At 64.1% G+C, this 18127-nt stretch carries 19 protein-coding genes; 14 read left to right on the top strand and 5 right to left on the bottom strand.

The genetic code is table 11. From position 1 onward, the window contains the following. Positions 1 to 5 precede the first annotated feature (5 nt). Together AC04SH_RS13190 and pcaQ are read right to left on the bottom strand one after the other, a co-directional pair. The gene (locus AC04SH_RS13190; RefSeq protein WP_488575335.1) at positions 6 to 1304 is read right to left on the bottom strand and encodes an ABC transporter substrate-binding protein; all 1299 of its coding nucleotides are present in this window, start codon (positions 1302 to 1304) and stop codon (positions 6 to 8) included. 300 nt (positions 1305 to 1604) lie between these two features. Next, a complete protein-coding gene (pcaQ, locus tag AC04SH_RS13185) occupies positions 1605 to 2522 on the bottom strand; it encodes a pca operon transcription factor PcaQ (RefSeq protein WP_181055612.1) in 918 nt (305 codons plus the stop codon). Between the two features lie 93 nt (positions 2523 to 2615). On the opposite strand from pcaQ, the gene pcaD reads away from it, so the two are divergent. Genes pcaD through pobA form a run of 6 tightly spaced genes read left to right on the top strand, consistent with a single transcriptional unit; the run spans position 2616 to position 7434 of the window. Next, positions 2616 to 3425: a 3-oxoadipate enol-lactonase gene (gene pcaD / locus AC04SH_RS13180; RefSeq protein ID WP_488575334.1), complete on the top strand. Its 810-nt coding sequence runs from the start codon at positions 2616 to 2618 to the stop codon at positions 3423 to 3425. Next, complete coding sequence (gene pcaC, locus AC04SH_RS13175; protein ID WP_477231659.1) at positions 3418 to 3831, top strand: 4-carboxymuconolactone decarboxylase; 414 nt, start codon at positions 3418 to 3420, stop codon at positions 3829 to 3831. The genes pcaD and pcaC overlap by 8 nt, the downstream gene beginning before the upstream one ends. Then, positions 3821 to 4576, top strand: a complete 756-nt coding sequence (gene pcaH / locus AC04SH_RS13170; protein ID WP_488575472.1) for a protocatechuate 3,4-dioxygenase subunit beta — start codon at positions 3821 to 3823, stop codon at positions 4574 to 4576. The genes pcaC and pcaH overlap by 11 nt, the downstream gene beginning before the upstream one ends. Beyond that, positions 4576 to 5190 (top strand): protocatechuate 3,4-dioxygenase subunit alpha, encoded by a 615-nt coding sequence (gene pcaG, locus AC04SH_RS13165; RefSeq protein WP_488575333.1) that lies wholly within the window; start codon positions 4576 to 4578, stop codon positions 5188 to 5190. Before pcaH ends, pcaG begins: the two co-directional genes overlap by 1 nt. A gap of 19 nt (positions 5191 to 5209) precedes the next feature. After that, positions 5210 to 6262, top strand: coding sequence for a 3-carboxy-cis,cis-muconate cycloisomerase (locus AC04SH_RS13160; RefSeq protein ID WP_488575332.1), 1053 nt, complete (start codon positions 5210 to 5212; stop codon positions 6260 to 6262). Next, positions 6262 to 7434 (top strand): 4-hydroxybenzoate 3-monooxygenase, encoded by a 1173-nt coding sequence (gene pobA, locus AC04SH_RS13155; protein WP_488575331.1) that lies wholly within the window; start codon positions 6262 to 6264, stop codon positions 7432 to 7434. The genes AC04SH_RS13160 and pobA overlap by 1 nt, the downstream gene beginning before the upstream one ends. 13 nt (positions 7435 to 7447) lie before the next feature. Here the strand turns inward: pobA and pcaF are convergent, their stop codons facing one another. Genes pcaF through AC04SH_RS13140 form a run of 3 tightly spaced genes read right to left on the bottom strand, consistent with a single transcriptional unit; the run spans position 7448 to position 10297 of the window. Next, positions 7448 to 8653, bottom strand: a complete 1206-nt coding sequence (pcaF, locus tag AC04SH_RS13150; RefSeq protein WP_488575330.1) for a 3-oxoadipyl-CoA thiolase — start codon at positions 8651 to 8653, stop codon at positions 7448 to 7450. Between the two features lies 1 nt (position 8654). Beyond that, on the bottom strand, positions 8655 to 9443 hold the full coding sequence (locus AC04SH_RS13145; protein WP_488575329.1) for a CoA-transferase subunit beta: 789 nt from the start codon (positions 9441 to 9443) through the stop codon (positions 8655 to 8657). Next, positions 9440 to 10297: a CoA transferase subunit A gene (locus tag AC04SH_RS13140; RefSeq protein ID WP_488575328.1), complete on the bottom strand. Its 858-nt coding sequence runs from the start codon at positions 10295 to 10297 to the stop codon at positions 9440 to 9442. Before AC04SH_RS13140 ends, AC04SH_RS13145 begins: the two co-directional genes overlap by 4 nt. 116 nt (positions 10298 to 10413) lie before the next feature. Here AC04SH_RS13140 and AC04SH_RS13135 point away from each other — a divergent pair, with 116 nt between their 5' ends. The 8 genes from AC04SH_RS13135 to AC04SH_RS13100 all read left to right on the top strand — a co-directional run bounded on the left by AC04SH_RS13135 (position 10414) and on the right by AC04SH_RS13100 (position 18110). Continuing rightward, positions 10414 to 11184, top strand: a complete 771-nt coding sequence (locus tag AC04SH_RS13135) for an IclR family transcriptional regulator domain-containing protein (RefSeq protein ID WP_488575327.1) — start codon at positions 10414 to 10416, stop codon at positions 11182 to 11184. 318 nt (positions 11185 to 11502) lie between these two features. After that, entirely contained in the window at positions 11503 to 12228 is a 726-nt protein-coding gene (locus tag AC04SH_RS13130; protein ID WP_477231651.1) for a GntR family transcriptional regulator, read from the top strand. A 3-nt stretch (positions 12229 to 12231) separates the two neighbouring features. After that, positions 12232 to 13260: an ADP-ribosylglycohydrolase family protein gene (locus tag AC04SH_RS13125; protein WP_488575326.1), complete on the top strand. Its 1029-nt coding sequence runs from the start codon at positions 12232 to 12234 to the stop codon at positions 13258 to 13260. Then, the gene (locus tag AC04SH_RS13120) at positions 13257 to 14225 is read left to right on the top strand and encodes a PfkB family carbohydrate kinase (protein ID WP_488575325.1); all 969 of its coding nucleotides are present in this window, start codon (positions 13257 to 13259) and stop codon (positions 14223 to 14225) included. Before AC04SH_RS13125 ends, AC04SH_RS13120 begins: the two co-directional genes overlap by 4 nt. Positions 14226 to 14261: 36 nt before the next feature. Next, positions 14262 to 15323 (top strand): ABC transporter substrate-binding protein, encoded by a 1062-nt coding sequence (locus AC04SH_RS13115; RefSeq protein WP_477231648.1) that lies wholly within the window; start codon positions 14262 to 14264, stop codon positions 15321 to 15323. A 64-nt stretch (positions 15324 to 15387) separates the two neighbouring features. Beyond that, positions 15388 to 16257: an ABC transporter permease gene (locus tag AC04SH_RS13110; RefSeq protein ID WP_477231647.1), complete on the top strand. Its 870-nt coding sequence runs from the start codon at positions 15388 to 15390 to the stop codon at positions 16255 to 16257. Continuing rightward, on the top strand, positions 16258 to 17046 hold the full coding sequence (locus AC04SH_RS13105) for an ABC transporter permease (RefSeq protein ID WP_488575324.1): 789 nt from the start codon (positions 16258 to 16260) through the stop codon (positions 17044 to 17046). Further along, positions 17046 to 18110 carry an ABC transporter ATP-binding protein gene (locus AC04SH_RS13100; protein WP_488575323.1) on the top strand — a complete coding sequence of 355 codons (1065 nt, stop codon included), beginning with the start codon at positions 17046 to 17048 and terminating at the stop codon, positions 18108 to 18110. The genes AC04SH_RS13105 and AC04SH_RS13100 overlap by 1 nt, the downstream gene beginning before the upstream one ends. Positions 18111 to 18127 lie beyond the last annotated feature (17 nt).

Below are 18127 nucleotides of genomic sequence, written 5' to 3'. Positions count from 1 at the left end.
GTCGATCAGCCGTTATACAGCTGGAGCTTGGCCTCGACCGGCACCTTCGGATCGGTGGCGTTCTCGGTCACCACATAGTCGAGCGGGAACTTGCTGCCTTCCTTGGCGGCCACCCACTGGGTGCCGATGATCGGGCCGGGCGAGACATTGGCGACCGGGCCGCTGGTGAAGTCGACCTTGCCGATCATGGTCTCGGTGTTGAGCGTGCTCAGCGCCTTGGCGACCGCTGCCTTGTCCTTGGCGTCGGTGCTCACCTTCAGCGCCTCGAAGCCGGCGTCGAGCAGCGACATCGAAGCGCCGAGCTGTTGCGTCCACTGCTTGCCGCTCGCCGCCTCATAGCCGTCGGCAAGCTCGGCTCCCGAAACGCCGGTCAGCGGCGACTTATAGGGGAAGGCCTTGTGCCAGTAGGCGGCGCTCGAAATCTTGTTGCCGAGATCGCCAAGCGCCTCGATGTCGGACGGGAACAGCCCGGTCTTGGCGACCTGGCAGATCTTGATCTGCTTGATCAGGCCCTGCTGTGCGGCCTGACGCCAGAAGGCGGCGAAGTCCGGCGGGATCGGGAAGGAGTTGAAAATCTCGACGCCTTCCTGCTTGAACAGCGCGATCTGCGAGGAATAGTCGGTGGTCCCGGTCTCGTAGGCGCCGGGATCGACGATGGTGAAACCCTGCTTGGCCAGCAGCGGCGCCAGATGGGCGCGGATGGCGTTGCCGTCGGCATCGTTGGGATACATGACGCCGACCTTCTTGTTGGTCTCGATCAGGTTCCATTGCGAAACATAGGTCCGGAAGAACTCGTCGACGCCGAAGCCGAAATGATAGGTCCACTTGAACGGCGAGGGGGCGTCGGGCTTGGCGCCACGGCCGAAATACCAAGCTTCCCACGGCATGACGGTTGAGAGGCAAGGCACACCGGCGGCTTCGCAGGCGTCGGCGACCGGATTGATCACCTCGGGCGTGGAGACGGCGAGCATCAGGTCAATGGCCTGGTTGTTGATCAGGTCCTTGGCGAGCTGGCCTGCGCGCGAGGGATCCGATTGCGTATCCTGATCGAGGATTTCCACACTGTACTTCTTGCCGCCGACATCGAGGCCGCCGGCGAGCGCCTTGCGGGCGAGGTCGAGCACATAGCCGTCGGTCTGGCCGAAGCCGGCAAGCGGGCCGGTGCGTGGGCTGACAAAGCCGACCTTCAGCGTGTCGGCGGCTTGCGCGAAAGCTTTGCCGCGGCTGAGCGCAAGGGCTGCGCCGCCGGCGAGCGATGTGGCGATGAACTGGCGCCGCGAGACGCCGGATTTGCTTGAGGTCATGCTGATATTCCTCCCTTTCCTGACGGTGCCTGGAGGCGACCGCCGGCCTGCTCAAAATCGGTGCCGCCCTTATTCAGATCGGATATCGCCCCGGCTGGCTCTGAAGCGGCAGCGGAACGCCGCCAATGCCGATAACGGCACGATTTCGATCCTCCCATCGTCACAGTGCCCTAGGTGTTTGGTTTGGTAAAATGATATTTTGCGGTGTTTCGTTAACCCCGGGGTTACGAGAATTGCACACCCGGGAACCGCGTCGCCGAAACTGACTGTTTGCTGTGCCGGCGCGAAGGACGACTTGCCTCAGCCGCCTCGGCTGGCTGCCTCGCGGATGGTTTTCAGCAGGATGGCGAAGGCCGGCGAGGGGGCCGTGTCGGTCCGCATCGTCAGCCCGACAGGTCCCTTGGTCTCTTCGGTGTTGACCGGCAGAGCGACGAAGGCGCCGCTGGAGATTTCATTGGCGACGACGCCGGTCGAGATGATCCAGACGGCATTGCTTTGCCGCAGGAAGGCGCGGCCGAAGGAATCCGAGACGGTCTCGATTTCGGTCGCCGGCGCGGTCATGCCGTTGGTGATGAACAGGCGGTCGACGAATGGGCGGATGACCGATTCCCGGGTCGGCATCAACACCGGAAACTCATCGAGCCGGGCGAAGATGTCCTGGCCCGGCTGCGCCAAGGGGTGGCCGGCCCGCACCACGAACAGAACCTGTTCGGAATAGAGATGCTCGAAGAAGAAGCCGGTCATGTTTTCCGGTGCCGCCAGCCGGCCGACAACAAGATCGAGCGCGCCGACGCGCAACTGTTCGAGCAGCACGGCATTCTCGCCGGTGACGATCTTGATCGCCGCTCCCGTATTTTCACTCAGGAACAGACTCATGGCGAGCGGCATGACCCTGGCCGACACTGTGGGCAGGGCGCCGATGCGGATCGGATGGCGGTTGATGGCGCCGTCCTGGCGGACAGAATCGACGCCACGCTTCAAGGCTGTGATCGCCGTGCCGGCATGACCGAGGAAGATTTCGCCGAGCCGTGTCACCCTTATGCCGCGGCCGTCGCGTTCGACGACTGCGATACCAAGCGCCTCTTCCAGTTCGCGCAGCGTCTTGGTCACCGCCGGCGGACTGACGTGAAGAAAGTCGGCCGCCCTCGCCACGCTGCCTTGCCGCGCTACCTCAAGGAATGCCTGCAGGTGACGGAACCTTATGCGGCTTTCGGACATGGTTCTCGTAACCTCCCAGTTAATGAAACGGCGCAAAATATCATTTTACCAAACCAAATGCCTTGTGCAATGTGAACACGGAGGATCGAAATCGTGCCATTCGTCGACATTGGCGGCATCACGCTCCACCATCGCAACTTCAAGGCGAATGGGGACGCGCGGCCAGTCGTGTTTATCAATTCGCTCGGTACCGACTTCCGCATCTGGGACGAAGTGGTGTCTGACTTGAACGCTGACATGCCCTTGCTGGTTTACGACAAGCGCGGCCACGGGCTCTCCGACATTGGCGGCATCTCCTCGATTGACGATCATGTCGATGATCTCTCGGGCCTCATCGATCATTTCGAGCTGACCAATGTCGTGCTTTGCGGCCTTTCGGTCGGCGGCCTGGTCGCGCAAGGGTTTTACGCGCGACGGCCCGAACTCATAGAAGGACTCATCCTGTGCGACACGGCGCACAAGATCGGCACCGCCGACAGCTGGAACACCCGCATAGCAACCGTCGAAAGCAAAGGCATCCAGGCCATCGCCGACGCAGTGCTTAAACTGTGGTTCACCCCGGCCTTCCACACGGACCGTACCGCCGAGCTTGACGGCTACTGGAACATGATGACCCGGCAAGCCGTCGCCGGTTATGTCGGCACCTGCGCCGCAGTGCGCGACGCCGATTTCACCGAGGTCGCTCAGGCTATCGCGGTGCCCACGCTTTGCGTCGTCGGCGACCAGGACGGCTCGACGCCGCCGGACCTGGTTCGCTGGCTCGCCGAACTCATTCCCGGCGCGCGCTTCGAGATCATCCGGGATGCCGGCCACATTCCTTGCGTCGAGCAGCCCGGTGCGCTGACCGCCCTGATCCGAGAATTTCTCGCGTCGCTTCCTCAGAGAAAGCAGATCCATGGATGAAGTGTCCAAGACCACGACCAGATACCGGGCCGGGCTGACGGTGCGGCGCTCGGTGCTCGGCGACCCGCATGTCGACCGCAGCGAGGATGCCGTCACCGACTTCGACCGGCCGTTCCAGGAGCTGATCACCGAGGCAGCCTGGGGGACGGTGTGGGCGCGGCCGGGTTTCAGCAAGCGCGAGCGCTCGATCGTGACGCTGGCCCTGCTCGCCGCACTCGGCCATGATGAAGAGGTCGCCATGCATGTGCGCGCCACCGCCAACACCGGCGCCTCGCGTGACGACATCTGCGAAGCGTTCCTGCATGTGGCGATCTACGCCGGCGTGCCGGCGGCCAACCGCGCCTTCAGGATCGCCAAGGAGGTGTTTTCGGACATGGACGGAAGCAGGAATGGCCATGCCAGCTGATCTCGGCTCGAACCGCAGGCCCGAGACCGGCGCCTTCTTCCAGCGCGACCGCAACTGGCATCCGCCGGCGCTGACGCCGGACTACAAGACATCAGTGCTGCGCTCGCCGCAGAAAGCGCTGCTGGCCTTCGACAACACGGCGTCGGAAATCACCGGCCCGGTGTTCGGCCACGCCATTCTGGGCGAACTCGATGCCGACCTCATCCACAATTTCGCCAAGCCCGGCGAGAGCGCCATCGGCGAGCGCATCATCGTCTATGGGCGGGTGCTCGACGAGCGCGGCGTTGGCGTATCCGGCGTGCTGCTCGAATTCTGGCAGGCCAATGCCGGCGGCCGCTACCGCCACAAGAAGGACGGGTATCTGGCGCCGCTCGATCCGAATTTCGGCGGCTGCGGCCGCACCATCACCGGCGCCGATGGCGGCTATGCCTTTCGCACCGTCAAACCAGGCCCCTATCCGTGGCCGAACGGGCCGAACGACTGGCGTCCCTCGCACATCCATTTCTCGGTATTCGGCCACGGCTTTGCGCAGCGCCTGATCACGCAGATGTATTTCGAGGGCGACCCGCTGATCTGGCGGTGCCCGATCGTGCGGGGCATCCGCGACAAGGCGGCCATCGAGACGCTGATCGCGGCACTCGACATGCAGGCGACGATCCCGTTCGACGCGCGCGCCTACAAGTTCGACATCGTGTTGCGCGGACGCCGCGCCTCGCTGTTCGAAAACCGGCCGGAGGGCACTTGATGGCGCAGGCGCTCACCCGGCTGAAGGAAAGCCCGTCGCAAACGGCGGGGCCTTATGTGCATATCGGCCTGACGCCGAATTTCGGCGGCATCGGTGGCGTCTATGCCAGCGACCTCGGCGCGACGATGATCAACGACAAGACCAAGGGCGAGCGCATTGGTTTGCGCATCCGCGTGCTCGACGGCACCGGCACGCCGCTCAGGGACGCGCTGATCGAGATCTGGCAGGCGGATGCCAACGGGTTCTACAATTCGCCAGCCGAATTGCGCGGCGATGCCGATCCGGATTTTCAGGGCTGGGGCCGTCAGCCGACCGACATGGAAACCGGCCTGTGCAGTTTTCAGACGATCAAGCCGGGTCGCGTGCCGCTTGGCGACGGGCGGCTGATGGCGCCGCATATCAGCCTGTGGATCGTCGCCCGCGGAATCAATCTCGGTCTCCACACAAGGCTCTATTTTTCCGACGAGGCCAAGGCCAATGCCGAGGACCCGATCCTCGCCCGCATCGAGCACAGAGTGCGCGTGCCGACGCTGATCGCCGAGCGGCAAGGCGATAACTACATTTTCGATGTCCATCTCCAGGGGGAGAAGGAAACGGTCTTCTTCGACAGCTGATGCTCTGGAGACCTTGCGAATGACCGTATCGCCCTTCGACCATCCGCTGCTGTCCGGCCTGCTCGGCGACGAGGAGGCCGCTCGGCACTTTTCCGCCGATGCCGAAATCGCCGCCATGCTCGATTTCGAGCGCGCGCTGGCGGAAGCGCAAGCCGAAAGCGGAATCATCGGCAAGGACGCCGCGGCGGCAATTGTCGCTGTCCTGTTGTCCTACAAGCCGGATACCGCGAAGCTGCGCGCCGGTGTGGCAAAAGACGGCGTGATCGTGCCCGAACTGGTGCGCCAGTTGAAGGCGGCAGTCAGCGCGCCGCATGACGCCAACGTGCATTTCGGTGCGACCAGCCAGGATGTCATCGACACCGGTCTGGTGCTTCGGCTGCGCCGGGTCATCGACCATCTCGATCTCTTGCTGATTGAAAACATCGTGCGGCTTACGGCGTTGGAAGAACGTTTCGGGGGCAGGACATTGACCGGGATGACACGGATGCAGGTGGCGATCCCAATAAAAGTGTCGGACCGCGTCGCAGCGTGGCGGGCACCGCTACAGCGGCATCAGCAGAGATTGGCGCAACAGTCGCCACGTTTGCTCGTAGTGCAATTTGGCGGCGCCGCCGGCACGCTGGAAAAGCTCGGCGACAAGGGCCCCGCGGTGCGCGCGGCTCTTGCCGCAAAGCTCGGTCTTTGCGACGCGCCGCAATGGCACAGCCAGCGCGATGCGCTGCCTGAATTCGCAGGCCTCTTGTCGCTCATCACCGGCAGCCTCGGCAAGTTCGGTCAGGACATTGCGCTGATGGCGCAGGCCGGTTCTGAGATCACACTGTCCGGCGGCGGCGGCTCGTCGGCCATGCCGCACAAGCAGAACCCGGTGAAGGCCGAAGCGCTGGTGGCGCTGGCGCGCTTCAACGCCACGCAGCTTTCCGGCATGCACCAAGCGCTGGTGCATGAGCAGGAGCGCTCCGGCGCGGCGTGGACGCTGGAATGGCTGCTTCTGCCGCAAATGGCGGTTGCGACCGCGGCTGCACTACGGCTCGCCGCGGAGCTCGCCGGACGGATCGAAAGCCTGGGACACTGATGCGTACAAAGATCGTCATTGTCGGCTCCGGGCCGTCCGGCCTACTGCTCGGCCAACTGCTCAGCGGCATCGGCGTCGAGACGGTGATCCTCGAGCGTTCGAGCCGGGAGCATGTGCTTGGCCGCGTGCGGGCAGGCGTGCTCGAACAAGGCACCGTCGAGTTGCTGGAGGAAGCGGGCGCCGCGGCAAGGCTGCATGCCGAGGGCCTGCCGCATTCCGGCATCTCGCTCGCTTTCGGCGGCGGCCTGCACAGGCTTGATCTCACTGCGCTGACCGGCGGGAAACACGTTACCGTCTATGGCCAGACCGAGGTGACGCACGATCTGATGGACAAGCGCGAGGCGGCTGGCCTGACCACTGTCTACGAGGCGTCCAATGTCGCGCTGCACGGTTTCGACGGCGAAGCGCCCTTCGTCACTTATGAAAAGGATGGCGTCAGCCACCGCATCGACTGCGACTTCATCGCCGGCTGCGACGGCTATCACGGTGTCAGCCGCAAATCAGCGCCAGAACGGGCGCTGAAGACTTTCGAGCGGACTTATCCGTTCGGCTGGCTAGGCGTACTGGCCGAGGTGCCGCCAGCCGATCACGAACTGGTCTACGCCAACCACGAGCGCGGCTTTGCGCTGTGTTCGATGCGCTCGACCCATCGCAGCCGCTATTATGTGCAGGTCCCTGCGAACGAGCGGGTCGAGGCATGGTCGGATGACCGCTTCTGGGATGAACTGCGCCGCCGCCTGCCGGAACAGACCGCAGCTGCGGTCGTTACCGGCCCGTCTTTCGAAAAGTCGATTGCGCCGCTGCGCTCCTTTGTTGCCGAGCCGATGCGTTTCGGCCGGCTGTTCCTGGTCGGCGACGCCGCCCACATCGTGCCGCCGACCGGCGCCAAGGGGCTCAACCTCGCTGCCAGCGACGTACGCTATCTCTTTGCCGGACTTCGCGAATTCTATCTGAACAAATCGCAGGCCGGGCTCGACGCCTATTCGGCCAAGGCGCTGGCGCGAGTGTGGAAGGCGGTGCGCTTCTCCTGGTGGATGACGACGATGCTGCACCGCTTTCCCGACACGGGCGAGTTCGGCCAGCGCATCCAGGAAGCCGAACTCGACTATCTCGTGCATTCGCAAGCGGCGTCGACTGCGCTGGCCGAGAACTATGTCGGTTTACCGTATTGAGGGCGGTGCGATCTCAAACGCGCTCGAGCGCCACTGCGATGCCCTGGCCGACGCCGATGCACATGGTGGCCAGCGCATAACGGCCGCCGCGCTCGCGCAGCTCCAGCGCCGCGGTACCGGTGATGCGCGCGCCCGACATGCCGAGCGGGTGGCCAAGCGCGATGGCGCCGCCATTGGGATTGACGTAATCCGCGTCCTCGCCGATGCCGAGTTGGCGCAGCACGGCGATGCCTTGCGAGGCGAAAGCTTCGTTGAGTTCGATGACATCGAATTGTTGCGGCGTCAGGCCGAGACGGGCACAGAGCTTTTTCGTCGCCGGCGCCGGGCCGATGCCCATGATGCGCGGCGCCACGCCGGCGGCGGCGCCGCCGAGGATGCGGGCGATCGGCGTCAGTCCGTATTTTTTCGCAGCCGCTTCCGACGCGATGACCAGCGCCGCGGCGCCATCGTTGACGCCGGACGCATTGCCGGCGGTGACCGTCCCGCCTTGGCGGAATGGTGTCGGCAGCTTGGCCAAGGACTCGACTGTAGTGCCTGCACGGGGATGCTCATCCTTGGAGACGACGATCGCATCGCCCTTCTTCTGCGGGATCGTCACCGGGGTGATCTCCTTCGCCATCCGGCCATTGGCTTGCGCTGCGACGGCCTTGTCCTGGCTGCGCACGGCAAAGGCATCCTGATCGGCGCGCGACACCGAAAAATCCTCGGCGACGTTCTCGCCGGTCTCGGGCATGGAATCGACGCCGTACTGTTTCTTCATCAGCGGGTTGATGAAGCGCCAGCCGATGGTGGTGTCGTAAATCTCGGCATGGCGCGAAAAGGCGGTCTCGGCCTTGGGCATGACGAAGGGCGCGCGGCTCATCGATTCGACGCCACCGGCAATCATCAATTCGGCCTCGCCCGATTTGATGGCGCGGGCGGCGATGGTGACGGCATCCATGCCGGAACCGCAGAGCCGATTGACGGTCGAGCCCGACACCTCCTTCGGCAATCCGGCGAGCAGCAGCGACATCCTCGCCACATTGCGATTGTCCTCGCCGGCCTGGTTGGCGCAGCCGTAGACGACATCATCAACCGCCTGCCAGTCGATGCCGGCATTGCGCTCGATCAGCGCCTTCAGCGGGATGGCGCCGAGGTCGTCCGCGCGCACCGAGGAGAGCGAACCGCCGAAACGGCCAATCGGGGTGCGGATGTAATCACAGATGAAGGCCTCGGCCATGTCATGCAGCCTTTTGTTTTCCGCTTCCCTCATGCGCCGCCTTGGTGCGGGCCTGCAGGTCGCGCAATGTCGTCAGTTCGAGCGTTGTCGGCGCCGGCGTCTCTTCAAGCGCATCGGCGAATTTCACCACCCAGCCACAGGTCTCCTGCACCTGCTGGCGCGTCACGCCGGGATGCAACGAGACGACGGTGAACTCCTTGGTCGCCGGATCCGGCTTCCAGATGGCGAGATCGGTGATCAGCAGCGTCGGGCCAGCGGTATCGATGCCGAGGCGCTGGCGATGATCGCCGCCGTCGCCATGGCCGAAGGAGGTGAAGAAGTCGATCTTCTCGACCATGCCACGCTTCGATTGCGCCATGGTGATGTAGATTTCCTTCGACGAGGTGGCGATCTCGGGCGCGCCGCCGCCGCCGGGCAGGCGGGTCTTGGGATGGGCATAGTCGCCGATGACGGTGGTGTTGATGTTGCCGAATTTGTCGAGCTGGGCGGCGCCCAGGAAGCCGATCGAAATGCGGCCGCCCTGCAGCCAGTAGCGGAACATCTCCGGCACCGAGACGGTGGTGACGGCGGTGTCGCAAAGTTCGCCGTCGCCGATCGACAACGGCAAAACATCAGGCGCCGTGCCGATGGTGCCGCTTTCATAGATCAGCGTGATGTCAGGCGCGTGCGTCAGCCGCGCGACATTGCAGGCGGCCGACGGCGCGCCGATGCCGACGAAGCAGACATCGTCGTTCTTCAAGGCGCGGCTGGCGGCAATCGTCATCATCTCGTTGGGGGTGAAGCCGTTCATGCCGCGCTCCTCAGATGCTCGACGCGGCCGGCGAAATCGTCGGCGCTCTTCTCGATGACATTGGCCTGCATCCAGGCCTGGAATTTGTCACGGTCGGCGGCGATCTCGTCCCATTCGAGATAGGCGGCGTTGTCACGCGCATAATAGCCGTGCGTGTAGGAGGGATGCGAGCCGCCGGGCACCACCGATATCGCAGCGATGGTCCAGCACGGCAGCACCGTCAGGTTGGGGTGCAGGTCGTCGAAATTGTCGACCACTTCCTCGACCGTCACCACGGCGCGTTTTGCTGCCAGCACCGCTTCCTTCTGGATGCCGACAATGCCTTCGACCAGCACGTTGCCTTTTTTGTCGGCCTTCTGCGCGTGGATGAAGGTGACGTCGGGGCGGATCGAAGGAACGGCGGCCAGCACCTCGCCGGTGAACGGACAAGTGACCGACTTGATGTTCGGATTGACGGCCACAAGCCCGGCGCCGCGATAGCCGCGAAACACGGCGCACGGCAGGCCGGCCGCACCCGCCTCATAGGCATTGGCCATGCCGGCGTGGCTATGCTCCTCGATCTCGATCGACCGGGGAAAGCCATTCTCGATGGAATCGCGGGCGCGGCGCAGCAGGCCGACGCCGGGATTGCCGACATAGGAGAAGACGATCTTCTTCGCCATGCCCATGCCGATCATCTGGTCGTAGATCAGATCGGGGGTCATGCGGATCAGGGTGAGGTCGCGAAAGCCCTGGCGGATCGCCTCATGCGCCGCCGCCGTCGGGATGAGATGGGTGAAGCCCTCGAAGGCAACCGCATCGCCATCGTGCAGGTTCTCGGCCACGGCCTGTTTGAGTGGCAGGAATTTGACCATCGCAGGAACTCCGGAGACGAAAAAAGTTCGTATTGCGAACAATTGTTTTGTATGAGATACTTTTACATTGTATCGTCGCGATGAGTCAAGGCGACGCATTGTTTCGCGGAGGCCGCATGGACGACGAGGGAACGACGCGCGACCATGTCGGTTCGCTGGAGCGCGGCCTTGCGGTCATGGAGATTCTTGCCCGGCATCCGGCCGGCATGACGCTGACTGAGATGGCGGAGGAAGCTGGGCTGACCCGCGCCGGCGCACGCCGCTTCCTGCTGACGCTGACCGCGACCGGCTATGCAACGCAATCCGGCCGACAGTTTTCGCTTTCGCCGCGCCTGCTCACCGTCGTGCGAACCTGGCTCGGTGGCGCTTCGCTGTGGACCTTCGCGGCGCCGATCCTGCGAGAGGTGGCAGGGCAGTTCAACGAGGCCTGCAATGCGGCGGTGCTGTCGGGCGAGGATGTCGTCTATGTCGCGCGCATACCCGGCCGGCGCATCCTCAGCGTGTCGCTCGATGTCGGCACCAGGCTGCCGGCGTATTGCACCTCGATGGGACGGGTTCTGCTTGCGGGGCTCGCGCCGGACGAGCTGAAGGCCTTCCTTGCCGAAGCAAGGATCGAGCGGCGGACGCCGAAGACGATCACCAGCCGCGCAGCCCTCAGCAAGGCGATCGACGCCGCGAGGGCGGGTGGCTTTGCCATCGTCGATGAGGAACTGGAGCTCGGCCTGCGCTCGATCGCCGTGCCGATTGCTGACCGTTCCGGGCGGACGGTGGCGGCAATCAACATGTCGACCCAGTCGGCGCGGTTTTCGGTGGCAGAGATGGAGCGGGATATCCTGCCGGTGCTGCGGAAGGCCAAGCAGCGCGTCGAGGAATTTTTCTTCGTTTGAGGTGGCGGGCAATCGCATATGGCAGCGCCAACCCCCACTCCGGCCGCTTCGCGGCCACCTCTCCCCCATGTCCATGGGGGAGAGGAAACCCAAGCCTTTCAAAGCCGCGCCCTCCGAGATTAGCATTTCCTCTCCCCCACGAATGTGGGGGTAGAGGTGGCTCGGCGAAGTCCGAGACGGAGTGGGGAACGCCCTATGCGATCGTTCCGACGATAGGTGAAGCGCGGTGCATATGCGCAAAGCAAAATATACCGTTGACCGATAGCAAAAAATCCAATATTGAACAGGATTATACAGGTTCATTGAACAGGTGCATATATGGCACGGCGATCGGTTCAACTGTCTCCCGGCACGGGCAAGCCCGAGCAGATCGCCACTGTTCTTGAACATGAAATCCGCTCCGGCGTGCTCGGCTTCGGCGACCGCCTGCAAAGCGAGAACGAACTCGTCCAGCGCTTTTCCGTCAGCCGCAACACCGTCCGCAAGGGCCTCGAGGAACTGTCCAGCCGTGGGCTGATCACCACCAAGGTCGGCATCGGCTCCTTCGTTACCTTCGATGGCAAGCCGGTCGATGACGCCATCGGCTGGTCACGGGCGCTGGCCGATGCCGGCGCCAATGCCGAGACGCGGACGCTGCGGCTGGAAGTGATCGAGGACACCGAGCTCGCCGCGCTGCTTGAGATTGAAAGCCCATTCTTCATCGCTGTCGACCGCGTGCGCACCAATGCCAGTGACGGCCATGCGATTTCGATCGAGCGCAGCCGCCTGCCGCTGTCGCCGGAACTCGAGGATGTGCCGTTGCGCGGTCTTCGCGAAGGCTCGCTGCACCAGACGCTGCGCGGCGCCGGACTCATTCCCGACCATGGCGAGGAATGGGTCGATATCGAAATGCTCAACGCCGAGGATGCCGCAATACTCGGCTGCCCGCAAGGCACGCCCTTCCTGCGCGGCCGCCGGCTGACGCGCGCGGCCGACGAGCGGCCGATCGAATATGTCACCAGCCTGCTCAACCCGGCGCATTTCGCGCTGCATATGAGGTTTTGAGCGATGCCGGAAAACGCCATTCTCGATCGCGCCATGGGCGCACTTGTCGGCGGGGCGCTGGGCGATGCGCTTGGCATGCCGACGCAGCTTCTGTCGCCGGCCCGCATTGCCGAACTCTACGGCCATGTCGAGGATTTCGTGGCACCCTTTGCCGACCATCCGGTGTCGAAGGGGCTGGTGGCCGGCACCATCACCGACGATACCGAACAGGCGCTGCTGCTCGGCCGCATCCTGGTCGAGTCCGGCGACCGCTTCGACCATGCGCGCTGGGTCAATGCGCTGCTCGACTGGGAGCGCGAGGTCAAGGCGCGCGGTAGCTATGATCTTCTGGGGCCATCGACCAAGCGGGCCATCGACGCCATCAACGAAGGTGTGCCGGCGGAAGAGGCGGGAAGCCGCGGCGACACAAATGGCGCGGCCATGCGCATCGCGCCGGTCGGCATCATGATGCCGCTGGAGCCGCTCGATGTTTTTGTCGCCAAGGTGGCCGAGACTTGCCGGGCCACGCACAACACGTCGATCGCCATTGCCTCGGCTTCCGCCGTTGCCGCCGCCGTCAGCCGCGGCCTTGCCGGCGGCGACTGGCGTGCTGCGTCCGACAGTGCCGTTGCAGCGGCGCGGCGCGGGGCCAAGCACGGCCACTGGGTGACTGGCGGCGACATCGCCGCGCGCATCGTCTGGGCACAGGACCTAGTGCGCGGCAAGGCGATGCGGGATGCGATCGGGTTCATCACCGATCTCGTCGGCACCGGCGTCGCCAGCCAGGAATCGGTTCCCGCGGCCTTTGCCGTGCTGGAAGTCGCCAATGGCGATCCCTGGAAGGCCGCGATCATCAGCGCCAATCTCGGCGGCGACACCGATACCATCGGCGCGATTGCTTCGGGGATGGCCGGCGCCTGCGTCGGCTTTTCCCAACTGCCGCCAAAACACATCGCCAGGCTCGTTGGCATCCACATCGCCGAGGTGCGCGCGCTTGCCGAAGATCTCGTCGCGGCGCGGTCGGCGAAGGCCAGCAAGGACGCCGCGGCATGAGCGGGCGTCTGGTTCATATCGGCAGCGCGGTGGTCGACTATGTCTACCGCATCGACGCCTTGCCGGCGCCGGGCAGCGAGAAGACGGCGTCGAGCTTTGCGCAGGTCGCCGGCGGCGGCTTCAACATGATGGTGGCGGCCCGCCGCACCGGCATGATTGTGGTGTTCGGCGGCCAGCTCGGCAGCGGGCCAAATGGCGATTTTCTGCGTGCAGCCTTCGCCACCGAGGGCATCGAAACGCTGACGCCGCCATCGCCGGTCATGGACACCGGCAATTGCGTCGCCATGATCTCTGGGGATGCCGAGCGCACTTTCGTCTCATGGCCTGGCGCCGAGAGCGTGGTTAGCCTGGATATGATGGCGCCCGTGGCCGTTGCGTCCAGCGACTGGGTGTTCACCTCCGGCTACACGCTGAGCTATCCCGGCAGCCGCGACGCGCTGACCGACTGGATCGAATCGCTGCCGGTAGACATTCCCTTTGTCTTCGATCCGACGCCTGTCATCGCCGACATTGTGCGCCCCATCCTGGCGCGCGTGCTTGCCCGCACGACATGGCTGAGCTGCAACACGACGGAAGCGGCCGAGATTGCCGGGCAGGGCGATGTCGAGACACTAGCCGGGCGGGTGCTCGCCGACCATTGTCGGAAAGCCGCAGGCGTCGTCATCCGCGCCGGCGCCAAGGGTTGTTTCGTGCGGCTGGCCAGCGGCGAGACCCAGACCATTGCCGGCTTCAAGGTCGATGCCATCGACACCAATGGCGCCGGCGACACCCATATCGGCGCTTTCGTCAGTGCGTTGGCGCGCGGCGTGCATCCCTTCGAGGCGGCGCGCTACGCGAATGCGGCGGCTGCCCTTTCGGTCACCCGGCATGGCGGGTCGTCCGCGCCGACCGACAGCGAGATCCAGACTTTCCTGAGCCAGGCGCGCGCGCCTGGCCAGAACCACAAGGCCCATCAGACAGCCTGACCCGCCAAGCGGGCAAACACAAAGAGAGGAACCGATATGCGCATGCCAAGACTGACTGCCCTCTTGACGGCGACCGCCGTCTTCACCACCGCGCTCACGCTGGCGGCGAGCGCCGCCGAAGTGCATGTGCTCAACTGGAAAGGCTACGGCGCCGACGAGCCGTGGGCCGTCGAAGCGTTCGAGAAGGCGACCGGCAACAAGGTCGTCAACGACTTCTTCAATTCCGAACAGGAAATGCTGACCAAGATCCGGACCAATCCCGGCCTCTACGACGTGGTCATGATCAACGCCGCCTTCAATGACCAGGCGATGGCCGAAAAGCTGATCCAGCCGATCGATACCTCCAAGCTGCCGAACTATGCCGACATCAGCAAGGACAAGGCGAGCTCGCCGATGCTCGCCCATGACGGCAAGGTCTATGGCGTGCCGTGGGTGTGGGGCCTGACGGCGCTCGCCATCAACGAAAAGTCCTTCGACAAGGCGCCGACCTCGATCGCCGAGATGTGGGACCCCGCGCATAAGGGCCGCGTTGTCATTCGTGACGATGCCGTCGAAGCGGTGCAGTTCGGCGCCATCGCCACAGGCCAGAACATCAACGACATCAAGGATATGGACGCGGTCAAGACCAAGCTCACCTCGCTGATGCCGCAGATCAAGACGTTCTGGAGTTCGGAGAACGACTGGAACCAGATGGTCGCTTCCAACCAGATCGACATTGGCACCTATTGGAGCGGCTCGGCCGACCGCGCCAAGACGCATTTCAAGCTGCCGGTCTCGCTGGTCGTGCCGCAGGAAGGCGCCGTCGCCTGGCTCGATGCGTTCTCTATTCCAGTAGGTTCGAAGAACGTCGAGGGGGCACAGGCCTTCATCAACTGGATGATCGATCCGAAATTCTACGTCGAATGGGTCACCAAGGTCGGCGCGCCGGTTTCGGCCAACACCAAGGCGGTGGACGCGCTGCCTGAAGACTCCTTCAACCGCAAGGTGATGGGCAGCCTCGATGTCGCCAAGCGCATCCAGTTCCAGGCGCCGATCACCGACGCGCAGCGCGAGGCTTATCTGGCGCTGTGGCAGCAGCTCAAGGTCGACGTGAAGTAAGTTCGCGTCCGGACCAGCCGGCGGTTCGCGCCGGCTGGTCCTTCAATCCTGGGGAGGAGGTATCATGGCAGTACAGAGTGCGGTCGCGTCGCGCAGCGGGCTGAGATCGGCCCTGCCGCTGCTGGCGCCAGCCTATCTCTGGCTGACGGTGGCGATCTTCCTGCCGCTCTCGGCCATGGTCTTCTTCTCCTTCATGACCGACCTTCCACTGTCGGGTAAATCATGGGCCTTTACCCTCGGCAACTACGCTGCCTTCTTCTCGCAGAGCCTTTATCTCACGCTGCTGCTGGCTTCGTTGCGGCTCGGCCTCGAAGTGACGCTGTGGTGCGTCGTCATCGGCTATCCCGCGGCTTACGTGCTGGCCAAGGTGCTGAAGGGGCGCAGCCGCGAGGCAATCTTCCTGCTGGTCATTCTGCCGTTCTGGTCGAACGGGCTGGTGCGCATCTTCTCCTGGGCGATGGTTTTGCGCGAAGGCGGCATTCTCGATACGGCGCTCAATGCCGTGCTGCCGTTCAAGATCAACATCGATCTGATGTATTCCTATCCGGCCGTCATCATCGGCCTGGTGCACTCCTACGTGCCTTACATGGTGCTGACCTGCTACCTCACTTTGCAGGCGATCGACGACTCGCTGATCGAGGCCGGGCGCTCGCTCGGCGCCTCGCGGCTGCAGGTGCTGAAGCGGGTGATCATTCCGCTGTCGATGCCCGGCCTTGTGGCCGGCGCGGCACTCATCTTCGTGCCCGTCGTCGGTTCGTTCATGGAACCGCGCATTCTCGGCGGGCGCACCGGTACCTTCTACGGCACGGTGATCGAGGACCAATTCGTGGCCGTGTTCAACTGGCCGCTCGGTGCCGCTTTGTCCTTCATCTTGCTCGCCGTCGTGCTGGTCATCCTGGCGGTGGCGTCGCCGGTGCTGAGGAGGGCTGCCTAGATGAAGACCACCCGTATCCTCGAAGGCCTCGGCCGGTTCTACATCTTCCTGCTGCTCGCCTTCCTCTATCTGCCGATCATAATCATGGCGCTGATGTCGTTCAACGTCTCGCCCTTCTACCAATTGCCATTCGAGTGGACGACGGAATGGTATCAATCGCTGTGGCAAAACGACCAGCTGATCGCGGCGACATGGAATAGCCTCGAGATTGCAGTCATCACCACGCTCATCTCCGTTGTGCTGGGCACGGCGGCGTCGCTGGCGCCCTACCGCCATGATTTCCGCGGCAAGAAGTTTTTGCAGGCGCTGCTGTTTCCGCCGATCGCCATTCCGTGGCTGATCACCGGCACGGCGATGCTGATCTTCTTCTTCGGCGTCGGCATCGGCCGCGGCCTGTTCGCCATCCTGCTCGGCCATGTGGCGCTGGCGCTGCCCTATGTCATCGTCGTCGTCTCGGCCCGGCTGCAGACGTTTGCGCCGGAGCTGGAAGAGGCGGCGCGCTCGCTCGGCGCCAACCAGTGGCAGGTGACAGCGCGCGTCACACTGCCCTGGATCATGCCCGGCGTCATCGCCGGCGGGCTGTTTGCCTTCGCCGTGTCGTTCGACCAGTTCGTCGTCTCCTACTTCCTGGCGACGCCGGGGCAGACGACGCTGCCGGTCGAAATCTACGCCGCGATCCGCAAAGGTTTTACGCCCGAGATCAACGCGGTCTCGACCATTATCATTGTCGTGTCGATGGCGCTGATGCTGCTCACGGCGCGCTTCTTCAAATTCGGCGGAGAGAAATAATGGCCGGCGTGCAGGTATCAAACGTCTCCCGCAATTTCGGCGCACACAAGGCGCTGGATGATGTCTCCATCGATTTCGCCGATGGCGGTTTCTATGCGCTGCTCGGACCGTCGGGCAGCGGCAAGACCACGCTGCTTCGGCAAATCGCCGGCTTCGACTTTCCAGACTCTGGCCGCATTTCCATCGGTGGCGAAAGCGTGGAGCGCGTGCCGGTCGAGAAGCGGCGCATCGGCATGGTGTTCCAGAACTATGCGCTGTTTCCCAACATGAGCGTCGCCGACAACGTCGCCTTCGGCCTGTCGGTGCGCGGCGAGGCCAAGGCCATGATCGCCACGGAAGTGCAGCGCGCGCTCGACCTCGTGCAGCTCGGCAAGCTTGGCGAACGCAAGCCGCACCAGCTCTCCGGCGGTCAGCGCCAGCGCGTGGCTCTGGCGCGCGCCATCGTCACCAAGCCGCGCGTGCTGCTGCTCGACGAGCCGCTCGGCGCTCTCGACAAGGCGCTGCGTGTCGACATGCAGATCGAGCTCAAGCGCATCCAGCGCGAGATCGGCATCACCACCATCTTCGTCACCCACGACCAGGAAGAGGCGCTGACGATGAGCGACCGCATCGGCATTTTGCGCGACGGCAGGCTGGTCCAGGAGGGACCGCCCGAAGAGATCTACGACAAGCCGAAGAGCGAGTTCGCCGCCACCTTCCTCGGCGACGCCAACATTTTTCGTGGCGATGCGATCGGCAATGGTATCCGCCTGCCGGACGGCACAACGATCGCCGCCGGCATCGGCGACAGGGTTGCCGCCGGCGCCAAGGCCAGTTGCGCCGTGCGGCCCGAGCGCATCCGTATCGCCACCGATGCCGGAGCTTCGAGCGGCAATGCCAACACGCTGAAGGGGCAGGTCTCCAAGCGCATCTTCGCCGGCAACAACAGCACCTATTTCGTCGAACGCGCCGGCCAGACGCTGAAGGTGATCGTGCAGAATACCGGCAATGACCGGCTGGCCGAGGGCCAGGATGTGATGCTCAGCTGGTCGCCGGAAAGCACGGTTCTGATCGCCGCCAGTTGATCGGTGCCATCGACCGC

The sequence above is a fragment of the Mesorhizobium sp. CNPSo 4688 genome (assembly GCF_057784295.1).
Note: the sequence above shows the minus strand (reverse complement) of the source record. Positions and strands in the feature narration are given on the sequence as shown.

Bases quoted from the DNA above. Each gene is read 5' to 3' on its own strand.
- AC04SH_RS13190 (WP_488575335.1), bottom strand. From the start codon at position 1,304: ATGACCTCAAGCAAATCCGGCGTCTCGCGGCGCCAGTTCATCGCCACA.
- pcaQ (WP_181055612.1), bottom strand. From the start codon at position 2,522: ATGTCCGAAAGCCGCATAAGGTTCCGTCACCTGCAGGCATTCCTTGAG.
- pcaC (WP_477231659.1), top strand. From the start codon at position 3,418: ATGGATGAAGTGTCCAAGACCACGACCAGATACCGGGCCGGGCTGACG.
- pcaH (WP_488575472.1), top strand. From the start codon at position 3,821: ATGCCAGCTGATCTCGGCTCGAACCGCAGGCCCGAGACCGGCGCCTTC.
- pcaG (WP_488575333.1), top strand. From the start codon at position 4,576: ATGGCGCAGGCGCTCACCCGGCTGAAGGAAAGCCCGTCGCAAACGGCG.
- AC04SH_RS13160 (WP_488575332.1), top strand. From the start codon at position 5,210: ATGACCGTATCGCCCTTCGACCATCCGCTGCTGTCCGGCCTGCTCGGC.
- pobA (WP_488575331.1), top strand. From the start codon at position 6,262: ATGCGTACAAAGATCGTCATTGTCGGCTCCGGGCCGTCCGGCCTACTG.
- pcaF (WP_488575330.1), bottom strand. From the start codon at position 8,653: ATGGCCGAGGCCTTCATCTGTGATTACATCCGCACCCCGATTGGCCGT.
- AC04SH_RS13145 (WP_488575329.1), bottom strand. From the start codon at position 9,443: ATGAACGGCTTCACCCCCAACGAGATGATGACGATTGCCGCCAGCCGC.
- AC04SH_RS13140 (WP_488575328.1), bottom strand. From the start codon at position 10,297: ATGGTCAAATTCCTGCCACTCAAACAGGCCGTGGCCGAGAACCTGCAC.
- AC04SH_RS13135 (WP_488575327.1), top strand. From the start codon at position 10,414: ATGGACGACGAGGGAACGACGCGCGACCATGTCGGTTCGCTGGAGCGC.
- AC04SH_RS13130 (WP_477231651.1), top strand. From the start codon at position 11,503: ATGGCACGGCGATCGGTTCAACTGTCTCCCGGCACGGGCAAGCCCGAG.
- AC04SH_RS13125 (WP_488575326.1), top strand. From the start codon at position 12,232: ATGCCGGAAAACGCCATTCTCGATCGCGCCATGGGCGCACTTGTCGGC.
- AC04SH_RS13120 (WP_488575325.1), top strand. From the start codon at position 13,257: ATGAGCGGGCGTCTGGTTCATATCGGCAGCGCGGTGGTCGACTATGTC.
- AC04SH_RS13115 (WP_477231648.1), top strand. From the start codon at position 14,262: ATGCGCATGCCAAGACTGACTGCCCTCTTGACGGCGACCGCCGTCTTC.
- AC04SH_RS13110 (WP_477231647.1), top strand. From the start codon at position 15,388: ATGGCAGTACAGAGTGCGGTCGCGTCGCGCAGCGGGCTGAGATCGGCC.
- AC04SH_RS13105 (WP_488575324.1), top strand. From the start codon at position 16,258: ATGAAGACCACCCGTATCCTCGAAGGCCTCGGCCGGTTCTACATCTTC.
- AC04SH_RS13100 (WP_488575323.1), top strand. From the start codon at position 17,046: ATGGCCGGCGTGCAGGTATCAAACGTCTCCCGCAATTTCGGCGCACAC.